At 72.8% G+C, this 11,442-nt stretch carries 10 protein-coding genes; 4 read left to right on the forward strand and 6 right to left on the reverse strand.

The window, feature by feature from the left end; translation table 11 throughout:
- Nucleotides 1–312: 312 nt before the first annotated feature.
- Nucleotides 313–540, forward strand: coding sequence for a hypothetical protein (locus FJ309_16085; protein ID MBM3956103.1), 228 nt, complete (start codon nucleotides 313–315; stop codon nucleotides 538–540).
- Nucleotides 541–555: 15 nt separating this feature from the next.
- Nucleotides 556–1,395, forward strand: coding sequence for a WYL domain-containing protein (locus FJ309_16090; GenBank protein ID MBM3956104.1), 840 nt, complete (start codon nucleotides 556–558; stop codon nucleotides 1,393–1,395).
- Between the two features lie 51 nt (nucleotides 1,396–1,446).
- Here FJ309_16090 and malQ read toward each other — a convergent pair whose 3' ends face one another.
- The gene (gene malQ / locus FJ309_16095) at nucleotides 1,447–2,970 is read right to left on the reverse strand and encodes a 4-alpha-glucanotransferase (protein ID MBM3956105.1); all 1,524 of its coding nucleotides are present in this window, start codon (nucleotides 2,968–2,970) and stop codon (nucleotides 1,447–1,449) included.
- Nucleotides 2,971–3,094: 124 nt separating this feature from the next.
- Between malQ and FJ309_16100 the strand changes: the two genes are divergently transcribed.
- Both FJ309_16100 and FJ309_16105 read left to right on the forward strand, forming a co-directional pair.
- The gene (locus tag FJ309_16100) at nucleotides 3,095–3,946 is read left to right on the forward strand and encodes a hypothetical protein (GenBank protein ID MBM3956106.1); all 852 of its coding nucleotides are present in this window, start codon (nucleotides 3,095–3,097) and stop codon (nucleotides 3,944–3,946) included.
- A gap of 366 nt (nucleotides 3,947–4,312) precedes the next feature.
- Entirely contained in the window at nucleotides 4,313–7,426 is a 3,114-nt protein-coding gene (locus FJ309_16105) for a c-type cytochrome (GenBank protein ID MBM3956107.1), read from the forward strand.
- A gap of 27 nt (nucleotides 7,427–7,453) precedes the next feature.
- Here the strand turns inward: FJ309_16105 and FJ309_16110 are convergent, their stop codons facing one another.
- The 5 genes from FJ309_16110 to mtnB all read right to left on the reverse strand — a co-directional run bounded on the left by FJ309_16110 (nucleotide 7,454) and on the right by mtnB (nucleotide 11,206).
- Nucleotides 7,454–7,894, reverse strand: a complete 441-nt coding sequence (locus FJ309_16110; GenBank protein MBM3956108.1) for a hypothetical protein — start codon at nucleotides 7,892–7,894, stop codon at nucleotides 7,454–7,456.
- Nucleotides 7,895–7,965: 71 nt separating this feature from the next.
- Nucleotides 7,966–9,159, reverse strand: coding sequence for a hypothetical protein (locus FJ309_16115; GenBank protein MBM3956109.1), 1,194 nt, complete (start codon nucleotides 9,157–9,159; stop codon nucleotides 7,966–7,968).
- 45 nt (nucleotides 9,160–9,204) lie between these two features.
- Complete coding sequence (mtnC, locus tag FJ309_16120; GenBank protein ID MBM3956110.1) at nucleotides 9,205–9,912, reverse strand: acireductone synthase; 708 nt, start codon at nucleotides 9,910–9,912, stop codon at nucleotides 9,205–9,207.
- The gene (locus FJ309_16125) at nucleotides 9,909–10,490 is read right to left on the reverse strand and encodes a cupin domain-containing protein (GenBank protein MBM3956111.1); all 582 of its coding nucleotides are present in this window, start codon (nucleotides 10,488–10,490) and stop codon (nucleotides 9,909–9,911) included. Before FJ309_16125 ends, mtnC begins: the two co-directional genes overlap by 4 nt.
- Before the next feature lie 41 nt (nucleotides 10,491–10,531).
- A complete protein-coding gene (gene mtnB, locus FJ309_16130; GenBank protein ID MBM3956112.1) occupies nucleotides 10,532–11,206 on the reverse strand; it encodes a methylthioribulose 1-phosphate dehydratase in 675 nt (224 codons plus the stop codon).
- Between the last annotated feature and the right edge of the window lie 236 nt (nucleotides 11,207–11,442).

Raw genomic sequence — 11,442 nt, forward strand, 5'->3', positions numbered from 1 at the left:
GATGAGATGTGGGGGCCTCGGCTGGCGACCCTGGCTCCGTGACATCCCTCTCTCCTGGAACTGCCTTCTTGGGAAACATGACCTGCACCATGCCCCCCTTGAAAACCAACACCGCCGCTTGGTCCCGAATTCGCGATTCCGTCCGAATTCGCGCCGACCCGCCGGAATCGGGCGCATCCCTCACGCGCACGACGCACACGAGCTACCCTATTGGCGAAAATCAGGCCGCAAAGCGGCCATGTGAGAAAATGATGAGGAAATGAACGGACGCAAAACACCTCTCGCGAGGGGTGTTCGGGGGATGTCGGTAGTATGGATTCACTCGGACGCCATGAGCAGTTGCTGCGGATCTGCCATCTCGTCGAGGTCCTCGGCGCGAGTCGGCGTCCGCTGTCGGTGGTCGACCTCAAGGACCGCCTCCGCGACCGGGGGGTGATCGACGAGCTCTCCAACCGGACGGTGCGGCGGGATCTCGGCTTCATCCAGGAATTCGGGTATCCGCTCCGCTGCGTCCGCGCGGTCGATGGGTCGGGGCGTTAGCGGCAGTGCTGGACCCTGGCCCGCGGGACGTGGCAGGCTCGCCTCGACCCGCCGACGGCGGCACTGCCCGAGCTGCTCGCCTTGCTCGTGGCCCGCGACTTCCTCGCCCCGCTGGCGGGCACGGTCTACTGGCGGGGGATCGCGGCGCTGCTGGCGCGCGTCGAGGCGCTGGCGACGCCGGCGCTGGTCGCCCATGCCGACACCCTCCGCGAGGGGCTCGTCGTCCACCCGCGGCCGGCGGAGGGACGCTACGAGCCGCGGCTCCTGGCCGCGATCAACCGCTCGATCCGTCAGCGGCTCCAGCTCCAGATCCGGTACCGCGGCCAGGGGGACCGCGACGCCCAGCGCCGCACGATCGAGCCGGACGCGCTGGTGCTCTACGACGGTGTGCTCTACGTGGCCGCCTGTCCGGTGGCGAAGGGCATTGCGGCCGCGCCTGGCCTGCGGTTTTTCAAGCTCGACCGCGTCGAGGTGGCGCGGGTGACGAAGCGGCCGTTCCCGCCGCGGGCGGTGAGCGTGGCCGACGAGCTCGGCGACAGCATCACGATCTACCGGTCGGCGACGGTGCCGCCGCGGCGCTTTCGGCTCCGCGTCGCGCCGCACCGGGCCCGGTGGGCGTGCGAAAAACCGTTTCATCCGCGGCAGCAGGTGACTCGGCTCGCCGACGGCAGTGTCGAGCTGGTGATCCCCCGCGCGTGGGACGACGAGCTCGTCCCGCAATTACTCGCCCTCGAGGAGTGGGTCGAGGTGCTCGAGCCAGCCGACGTCCGCGAGCGGATCGCCGCCACCACCGAGCGGATCGTGGCCCTCTACCGCCGTCCCCGCGCCACGGTGAACTCGCCTGCGAAGGGCTGAGCGCGTCGCCACGGCGGGTGCGACCGGCGCCCACTGCCGTGGGCCGGCCGTTCAGCAGCGCCCGGCGTCCATCGTGAGCCCGGCGAGCCGCTCCTCGAGCTCCGGCGTGAGCTGCTCGGCGCGGAAGCGCCACACCCAGTTGCCCCAGGCCCGTCCCGGCGTGTTCATCCGCGCTTCTGAACCGAGGCCGAGGACGTCCTGGAGCGGATACAGCGCGGCCCGGGCCCGGCTGCGGAGGGCCATCGCGATCAGATCCCAGTGGATCTCGGTGCCGTCGCTGGCCAGGCGCACGCGGGCGCGGTGCCGCTCGCGCTCGACGGCGTCGGCCGGGCGGGCGGGATTGGCATCGGGGGGCGAGTCGTACCAGCCGCGGGCGGTGTCGTTGTCGTGGGTGCCGGTATAGACGACGCGGTCGGCCGGGTCGTCGTCGGGGGGATCGTCGGGGCCGAGCGGATCACCGAACGCGAACTGCAGCACGCGCATCCCCGGGAATCCGAGCTCCTGGCGCAGCTCCTCGACGTCGGGGGTGATCAGGCCGAGGTCCTCGGCGATGATCGGCCGGTCTCCGAGGGCACGGCGCGCGGCGGCGAACAGTGCCCGCCCCGGGGCCTCGACCCACTGGCCGGTGGCCGCTGTCGGGGCGGCGGCGGGGATCTCCCAGGCCGCCGCGAAACCGCGGAAGTGGTCGACGCGCAGGGCGTCGAACCGTGAAAACGCTCCGCGCAGGCGGTCCACCCACCAGGCGAAGCCGTCGGCGGCGTGTGCCTCCCAGCGGTACAGCGGATTGCCCCACAGTTGGCCATCCTCGCAGAAGTAGTCGGGGGGCACGCCCGCGACCACCGTCGGTCGGCCGGCGGCGTCGAGATGAAACAGCTCGGGATGGCACCACACGTCGGCCGAGTCGTGGGCGACGAAGATCGGCAGGTCGCCGACGATCGCGATCCCGTGCGATCGGGCAGCGTCGCGCAGCGCCTCCCACTGCTCGTGGAAGAAGAATTGCAGCAGCCGTTCGCGCTCGATCGCGCCGGCGAGCCGCCCGGCCGCGACGCGCAGGGCCCCGCGGTCGCGCCGCGCCACGTCTTCCGGCCACTCCACCCATGGCCGGCCGTCGAAGTGCTCCTTGAGCGCGGCAAACAGGCACCAGTCGTCGAGCCAGGCACGCTCGCGCTCCGCAAACGCCACCGCCGCGCGGCGGAGGCCGTTGGGTGCCGAACGGGTGAACCGTTCCGCGGCGCGGGAGAGCAATGTGCGGCGCGCCGGGATCACGCTGCCGAAGTCGACGCGATCGAGCGGAAACCGGGGGAAGCCGTCGGTGTCCGCCGCGTCGAGGAGCCCGGCGTCGCGGAGCCTGTCGAACGACACCAGCAGCGTGTTGCCGGCGAACGTCGACAGCGATTGGTAGGGGGAATCACCGTAGCCGGTGGGGCCGAGCGGCAGCACCTGCCACAGCCGCTGCCGCATGCGCGACAGCGCCCCGATCCAGTCGACGGCCTCGGGTCCGAATTCGCCGATCCCGAATCGCCCGGGGAGCGATGTCGGATGGAGGAGGATCCCGGCGGTGCGAGGAAACACCATCTCGCTGCCCTCGTTCGCACGCGTCCGCTGCCACTCGCCCACGGCCGCCCGGAAGTGTAGGACATGGCGGCACGTGGCGTCACCATCACGGGGCGGCGGCAGGATGAGCGCGGATTCCCCGGACATGTTCAGGGTCGAGCGGGTGGCGGTGCGCGTCGGCCCGCGCGACCGTTGGGCGCTGGTCTGCGTGCCGCGCGCGACGCCGCCGGCGACCGGATGGCCCGTCGTCCTCGCCTTTCACGGCGGCCGCAGCCATCCCGGGATGATGCGCGGCTTCTCGGGGCTCGACGTCCTTGCCGCGGCGGGCCGGGCGCTGGTCGTCTATCCGGCGGGCACCGGCACGCGCGAGAGCATGCTCACGTGGAACGGCGGCAACTGCTGCGGCGAGGCGCGCGACGGCGATGCCGAGGATGTCGGCTTCGCCCGCGAGCTCGTCGCCCTGCTCGGCCAACGCGAGCCGATCGACCGGCGCCGGATCCATGCCACCGGGATGAGCAACGGCGCGATGATGGCCTACCGGCTGGCGGCCGAGGCGGCCGACATCGTGGCCGCGATCGCGCCGGTCGCCGGGCCGCTGGCGCTCGACTCGATCAAGCCGTCGCGGCCGGTGCCCGTGCTCCACTTCCACGGGTCGCTCGACCAATTCACGCCGTTGGCCGGGGGCGTCGGCCGGCGGAGCGTGACGCGGACGTTCCACCGCGGGATCCACGACGGCCTGCTCGAGTGGGTGAGGGCCAACGGTCTGGCCGAGGAGCCTGCCCGCGAGACGGTGCCGTGTGCCGACGAGGGGATCACGATCGAGCGCGTGGCCTGGGGGAACGGCAGCGACGCCGAAGTGATCCTCTACGAGATCACCGGCGGCGGCCACACCTGGCCGGGGCGCGTGCCCGACTCGTTTTACCTCGGCCCGTCGGCGCTGTCGTTGGATGCCAACCCGATCATCGGGGAGTTTTTCGCCCGCCATCCGCTGCCCTGACGGGACGACGACGGTGGGAGAGCGGAGCAGCACCATGCGTAGACCACCGACGTCACTGAGAGTGTCGTCTTCAAGAGTCTTCGGGTGGCCAAGCCTCCGCTCGGGCTCTGCAGAGGGGGACGCCCCTCGCGCCTCAGGGCTTGGCGCGGACCGATGTCGACGTGAGCGACCTCCGCTCGGGCTCTGCAGAGGGGGACGCCCCTCGCGCCTCTGCCCTCGCATCGACCCGCACGAGGTTGCGACGGGCCGATGCGAGGGCGACGGCGGAGGGGCTTCGCGGGTCCCTGGGCTGGGAAAGACGAGGCTCTGGCACGTTCGATAGGATGCGGCATGGTTGTTGGCTCTTCAGGATCCGGGGGTTGAACGATGCCCATCACCGCCGTGGATTCGACGTCCGTGCCTTTCCGATACCGAGTTGGCGGCGTGGGCGGCCGGCGTCTGTTGATGAGGGCTCTGTTGATGAGGGGTCTGTTTGTCGTACTCGCGCTGTCGGCAGGCGCCGTCACGCGCGGGGGTGAGGATGCTTTTCCGACGCCGGTCGACACGGAAAAGTCGACCGCCCGGCCGATGGATCCGCTCGAGGTGTGCCGGACGGCGCGGCTGCCGGCGGGCTTCCGGCTCGAGGTGTTCGCCGCCGAGCCAGCGGTCGCCAACCCGATCGCCATCGACACCGACGCGCGGGGGCACGTCTGGGTGGCCGAGAATTACTCCTGGAGCGGTGCCAACGCCGGTGGCTGGTCGGACGAGTTTCGCGATCGGATCGTCGTCTTCGCCGACGAGGATGGCGACGGCCGTCATGACCGGCGGACCGTGTTTTGGGACGGGGGCCGACTGCTCACGAGCATCGCCGTCGGCCTCGGCGGCGTGTTCGTCCTCGATCTTCCGCGGTTGCTGTTCATTCCCGACCGCGACGGCGACCTCGTGCCCGACGGTCCGCCGGAGACGGTCCTCGACGGCTTCGACGCCGATGCCGTCGGCCACACGCCCGCCAACGGCCTGAAGTGGGGGCCCGACGGCTGGCTGTATGGCCGGCACGGGATCCAGGCGACGTCGCGGATCGGCCTGCCCGGCAGCGGCGACAGCCAGCGCGTGGCGATCAACACCGGCGTGTGGCGCTACCATCCGGGCCGGAAGCAGGTCGAGGGCGTGCTCCACGGGATGACCAATTCCTGGGGGTTCGACTTCGACGCGCGCGGCGAGTTGTTCGTGATCAACACCGTCATCGGCCACCTCTGGCACGTCGTGCCGGGAAGCCACGTCGAGCGGATGTACGGCGTCGATCTCGATCCGCACGTCCACGACCTGATCCCCCAGGTCGCCGATCACGTCCACTGGGACACCGGCGAGAAATGGAGCGACGTCCGCAGCGGGATCAGCGACGCCACCGACGCTGCGGGGGGCGGCCACGCCCACATCGGCCTGCTCGTCTACCAGGGAGACGACTGGCCCGCCGAGTACCGCGACCGTGTCTACACGCTCAACCTTCACGGCCGGCGGATCAACGCCGACCTGCTCGCCCCGCGCGGCGCCGGGTTCACCGCGAGCCACGGTCCCGATCTGGCGTTGTTCGCCGATCCGTTCTTCCGCGGGATGGATCTCGTCGCCACTCATGACGGCGCGGTGCTGATCGCCGACTGGTCCGACACCGGCGAGTGCCACGACCACGACGGCGTCCACCGCTCGAGCGGCCGGATCTACCGGCTCGTCCATGGCCGGCCGGGCCCACGCGCGATCGACGTCACGGCGCTCGACGGCGCCGCCCTCCGCGCCGCGCTGCTGGCCACCGATCAGTGGTGGAGCCGGGCCGCCGTTCGCGAGTGGCAGCGGCGAGCGCTCGCCGGCCGTGCCGTCGACGACGACGCAGCGTGGCTCGTCGATACGTTCGCCACGGACGCCGATCCGCTCCACCGGCTGCGCTGCCTGTGGGCGCTGGCCGCCCTCGACCGTGTGCCCGAGGCGCTGCTCGTGCGGGCGCTGCACGACGGCGATCCCGCCGTGCGCGCGTGGGGCGTGCGGCTGCTCGCCGACCGCTCGTCGCCCGAGGGCCCGCAGCCCGACGACGCCGCGCTCGACGTGCTCGTCCGGCTCGCACGGACGGAGCGCGACAGTCCCGTGCCGCTCCACCTCGCGAGCCTGCTTCCGCGTCTCGACGCCGGAAGGCGGTTCCGGCTCGCCACTGCCCTCGCCAGCCACGACACGTTCGCCACCGATCCGGCGCTGCCGCGGCTGGTGTGGTACGGGATCGCCGGGCTCGTGCCCCACGACACCCTTCGGGCGGTGGCGCTGGTGAAGGCCGCCAAGCTGCCGTCGCTGCGCCGGTCGATCGCCCGGCGCCTCGCCGACGGGATCGAGTCGGACCCCGAGGGGGTGACGGCGCTGCTGGTGATGGCCGCCGAGGCCGAGCCGGCCGTCGCCGCCGACGTCTGCCGGGGGCTCGCCGACGGACTCCGTGGCTGGAGCCGGGCAACGGCACCTGCCGGATGGCGCGAACTGGGGCCCCGGCTGGCCAGCCGCGGCGGCGAGACGGCGGCGGCCGCCGTGCGCGAGCTCGACGTCGTCTTCGGGGTTGGCCGGGGAGCTGCCGAATTGCGGGCGATCGCCGCCGACGGCAGCGCCGATCCCGTGGCCCGGCGGCAGGCGATCCGCGCCCTCGCCCCGACCGTGCCGACCGCGGGGGGCGATTGGCTCGTGGCCCTGCTCGGCGACCGGGCCGTGGTCGGCGAGGCGCTGGCGGCGCTGGCGCGGTCCGACGACCCCGCCGTGCCGGCCAAGGCGCTCGAGCGGCTCGGGATCCTCACCCCCGCCGACCGCGAGGCGCTCGTCGACCTCCTCGCGGCACGGCCGGCAAGCGCCGCCCTGCTCGTCGACGCCGTCGTCGCGGGGCGGATCAGGCGCGAGGAGATATCGGCGTTCCACGCCCGGCAGATCGCCGGCTTCGGCGACGACGCGCTCTCCGCCCGGCTGGTCGACGTCTGGGGGGCTGTCCGGAGCACACCGGCGGAGCGGCGGGCGCGGATCGACGAGCTGTCCGCGGCGCTGACCCCCGCCGTCTTGTCCTCCGCCGACCGGAGCCGCGGCCGGGCCGTGTTCGCCCGCGCCTGCGCCTCCTGCCACGTGCTGTTCGGCGCGGGGCGCCTCCTCGGCCCCGACCTCACCGGTTCCAACCGGCGCAACCTCAACTACGTCCTCGAGAACATGGTCGATCCCGGGGCGAGCGTCGCCGCCGGATTCCGCGCCGAGACGTTCCTCCTCGACGACGGCCGGGCCGTGACCGGCGTCGTCACCGCCGCCGGCGACCGCACGCTCACGGTGCGGACCGCACAGGACGAGATCGTGATCGACCGCACGGCGATCGCCGACCGGCGCGTGGGGAGCGAGTCGCTGATGCCCGACAACCTACTCGGGCCATTGTCGGCCGAGGAGATCCGCGACCTGGTCGCCTACGTGGCCGGCCCCGATCAGGTGCCGCTCGCGCCGTGAACGGGAACGCGCCCGCACGCGGCGCGGTCACCGCAGGATCGGACCCGGGAGGGGCATCGTCGGTTCCACGTAGCCCGCCCCGACGACGGTGCCGCCCGGGCGTGCGTTGCCGACCGGCTCGTCGCTGACGAGCGTCGCGCCGGCGGGGAGCTCCCCATCGGCCGGCCCGCAGTCGCCCACGAGCGTGGCGCCGTCGATCGGCGGACAGGGGGGCACCTGGCCGTCGGCGACGACGGCAGCGGTGGGGGCGGTGCCGGCCGGGCCGGGCACCGCGGCCGTGGCGGGCCCCGGCATCGTGACCAACGGCGGCGCGTAGCTGCCGGGCACCGTCGGGCCCGCAGGCTGCGGGTAGACGGGAGCCACCAGCGGCGGCGCGTAGGCGTAGTCCTGACGGTGATGCGCGCAGCCGGTCGCGACACCGATCACCGCCACGGCACAGCCACGGACCAGGCCAGGAATCGAACGCATCGCGTGGCACGCCTCCGGGGGAGGAGACGGTAGGCCTGCCCCACGGCGCGGGTCAAGGCCGGTCGGCCGTCTCAGGCGGGGCCGACCAGGGCGATGCTGGCGGTGAACCCATGGAGGCAGTTGCGCTGGCCGATCGGCCCGATCTCCCCCTGGGCGAAAAAACCGGCCGCGGCGATCGGCCCGAGCTTCTCCTGGACGAGCGCCGCATCGTGGTCGGGCCGGGGAAAGAGCCGGCTGCCGCGGCCGTTGCAGGTGAAGACGAGCGCGCCGGCCGGCCGGGGTGTGGCGGCGGCGCGGTCGAGGAGGCTGCCGAGATCGGCATGCGCGCTGGCGGCGTCGCGGACGTGGAACTGGACGGTCTGGCCGAGCCGGACGACGTCGCCGATCGCGATCGCACCGCTGTCGGCGTCGGCCCCGACGACGTTGCGGACGAGGAAGTCCCCCTGGGCGAACGAATCCTGGTACTCGCTGGCGACGCGGCCGAGATGGAGCGAGCCGCGGACGAGCGCCCGGTCGGCGTCGTCGAGCGTCGCGTAGATCTCGCGGAGGCGCTCGAGCGCCGGCCGGCCGCCGAGCTCGAGGACCAAATTCTCCTCGCAGCGCGTCACGACCAGCGGGCGGCCGATCGGCCGGCAGCCCTGCGAGACCACCGGGCGGATCCGCGCCCCGCCCCCGATCACCACGCCGACCGCGCCGCGGTCGAACGACTGGCCGCCGACGAGGAGCACGTTGCCCCCCGGGCGGCGCCCGGCGCTCGCCATGCCGCCGACGATCGGGGCCCTTGGCTGGTCGTCGGCGAGGCGGGCGATGAACGATTCGACCGGGAACGAGAACGGATCGGCCACGAGCAGGACCCCGGCCCCCTCGGGCCAGGCCTGCTCGAGCACCACCGGCCAGCCGACGAACGTGCCGCCGTCGGGGGTCCGTTCGTGGGCCAGCGCGAACGGGACGATCTCCGCCCCCGGCAGCCTTGCCAACCACACCGCCACCGCCGGTCCCGATTCGTGCTCGGTGCCGCCGACGAGGATCCCCTCGGCGGTGGCGCCGAGCAGCGCCTCGACCGGCAGCACCGCCGACAGCCCCTCGAGCGCCGGCCGGATCGCCTCGCCGTGGCCGGCCGAGATCAGCACGACGGCGAGGTCGGCGTGGCCGCCGATCCCGTCGAGCGCGCCGGCCGCCGCCGCGGCGAGCGCCTCGTCGAGCCGGGGTGCGGTCGAGCCGACCGCGGCGAATGCACAGGCGGCGGTCGAGGGCGTGGCACTCATGCACTCATGTCCCCGCGGCGATCCTTTCGGGTCGGGCTGGCGGCGTCAGGTGACGATCTCGGCGAAGCTCGTGACCGTGTCGTGGGCGAATTCGGCGTCGACCGGGCGATTGCCGGGCCGGTCGGCGGCGGCCGTCGCCATCCCGGCGGTGCGGGCGGCGTCGAGCTCGGCGCCCACGTCGCTGACGAACAGGATCTGGCGCGGCTCGAGGCCGATGTCGGCGGCGATCCGCCGATAGCTCTCCGGGTCGCGCTTCGGCCCGGTCGTGGTGTCGTAGTGGCCGTGGAGGAAGCCGGTCAGGTCGCCGTGGGCGGTATAGCCGAAAAACAGTCGCTGCGCCTCGACCGAGCCCGACGAGTAGATCCGCACGTCGAGCCCCGAGTCGGCCCATGCCGCTAGCGCCGCGGGGACGTCGTCGTAGACATGGGCCACCAGCTCCCCCGACTCAAAGCCGTGCCGCCAGACCAGTCCCTGGAGCGTCTTGAGCGCGGTCGTCTTGGCGTCGCGGTCCATGAGCGCGAGCGCCGCCCGAGCCGTCGCGGCCGGCCAGTCGTCGCCCGGGTCGGTCGCATCCCCCGCTTCGGTGCGGAGCTCGGCTGCGAGCCTGCGGAGCTCGGCGTCGCCGCGGTGGGCGGCGAGAAACGATCCGGCGTGAACGCGTGCGAACGGGAACAGCACGTCGTACACGAACGCGATCGACGACGTGGTCCCCTCGACGTCGAGGAGGATGGCGCGGCCGTCGAATACGATCACAGCCGCGTACCCCCGCTGCCGGCGCCCTGCCCGGCCAGCTGCGCCGGGCCCATGCACAGCGGCTGGTAGCCGCCATGGACGCCGTCGGCAGCGTAGTGTGGCGTCCACCCCGACATGTCCTGGAACAGCCGGATCGCGCGGATCCGTTTGTCGCCGCAGAGGTCGAACCAGTGGCGCGTGTCGCGCGGCACGCTGATCAGGTCGCCGGCGTGGACCTCGATGGCATACACCGGCCGGGCCACCGGGTTGATGTGGAAGATCCCGCTCCCCTGGAGGATGAAGCGGACCTCGTCCTCGGTGTGGGTGTGCTCCTTGGAAAACTTGGCGAGCAGCGCCTCGAGGTTCGGCGTCTCGGGGCGGACGTCGATGACGTCGGCGGTGACGAACCCGCCGCGCCGCTTGAGCGCCTCGATCTCCGGCGCGTAGGCGGCGAGGATCGCCTCGGGGGGCGCCGCCGGATCGACGCGATCCTCGAGCGGCCAGACGTCGTGCTCGATTCCCTCGGCGGCGAGGAAGGCGTCGAGCTCGGCGCGGTCGGTGATCCGTCGCGCGAGGGCGGGAATGGTGACGATCGCCATCGGAGTCTCCTCGGGAGTCGGAACGGGGGATCGGGTCCGGGTCACTGTTGCTGGTGCTGCTGCACGCGGGCCATGGCGGGGGCGAGGCCCGCGCTGCGGGTGCGGAACACGACCTCGAACAGGAACTCGAGGATCTCGACGTGCCGCCGCGCTTCGTCGAGGCTCGTACCCCAGGTGTAGAGGCCGTGGCGGGCAAGGAGGAAGCCGTAGGGGCGGCGGATCCCGGAGCGGGGCGCGAGGATCTGCCCGAGGGATTCGGCGAGCGGAGTCATGTCCTGGGAGTTTGGCAGGACGGGGATCTCGACGGCCGTGTCGTGGGTCGTGATCCCTTCGAGGCCCTTGAGCATCTCGTAGCCACCGATCCGCACGCTGCCGACCGCCTCGTCGGCCCCCGACAGGAGCGTCGCCCACACCGAGTGGGTGTGGAGGATCGCGCCGACGTCGGGGAGCAGCCGGGCGATCGTGCAGTGGAGGAGCGTCTCGGCGGAGGCTTTGCGGCCGAAGCCGTCGCAGGGGCGCCCCGCCGCGTCGACGCGGACGAAGTCGTCGGGCCCGAGGGCCGACTTGTCCTTGCCGCTGACGGTGATCAGCAGCTCGAGCGGCTGCCGCGACGAGACGACGCTGTAGTTGGAGCTGGTGCCCAGCGACCAGCCCCGCCCGTGAAACTCGCGGCCGATCGCCCGGAGCCGGTCGCGGGCGCTGTCGAGGGGCGTCATGCCGGGGGCCTGGAACGGGGCGGAATGGATCCTCTGTGGCAGTTGTAGGCGACCCCTCGGCGGCGTTCAACGTGCCGCTATCGGCCAAGCGGAACGAGGCCATGGATGGCTCGTGTGGCGCATCGTGACGAGCATGGCCGTGCCGTTGCCGCCGCGGGATGCGGCGGCGGCCGACCGTGGGAACCCTTGGCGTTCCCACCGGTCGGCCAAGCGGAACGAGGCCATGGATGGCTCGT

The sequence above is a fragment of the Planctomycetota bacterium genome, from assembly GCA_016872555.1.
Classification (GTDB): domain Bacteria; phylum Planctomycetota; class Planctomycetia; order Pirellulales; family UBA1268; genus F1-20-MAGs016.

Excerpts from the sequence above, each read along its gene's own strand:
- FJ309_16085 (MBM3956103.1), top strand. The coding sequence starts at position 313 with ATGGATTCACTCGGACGCCATGAGCAGTTGCTGCGGATCTGCCATCTC.
- malQ (MBM3956105.1), bottom strand. The coding sequence starts at position 2,970 with ATGGTGTTTCCTCGCACCGCCGGGATCCTCCTCCATCCGACATCGCTC.
- FJ309_16100 (MBM3956106.1), top strand. The coding sequence starts at position 3,095 with ATGTTCAGGGTCGAGCGGGTGGCGGTGCGCGTCGGCCCGCGCGACCGT.
- FJ309_16105 (MBM3956107.1), top strand. The coding sequence starts at position 4,313 with ATGCCCATCACCGCCGTGGATTCGACGTCCGTGCCTTTCCGATACCGA.
- FJ309_16110 (MBM3956108.1), bottom strand. The coding sequence starts at position 7,894 with ATGCGTTCGATTCCTGGCCTGGTCCGTGGCTGTGCCGTGGCGGTGATC.
- FJ309_16115 (MBM3956109.1), bottom strand. The coding sequence starts at position 9,159 with ATGAGTGCCACGCCCTCGACCGCCGCCTGTGCATTCGCCGCGGTCGGC.
- FJ309_16125 (MBM3956111.1), bottom strand. The coding sequence starts at position 10,490 with ATGGCGATCGTCACCATTCCCGCCCTCGCGCGACGGATCACCGACCGC.
- mtnB (MBM3956112.1), bottom strand. The coding sequence starts at position 11,206 with ATGACGCCCCTCGACAGCGCCCGCGACCGGCTCCGGGCGATCGGCCGC.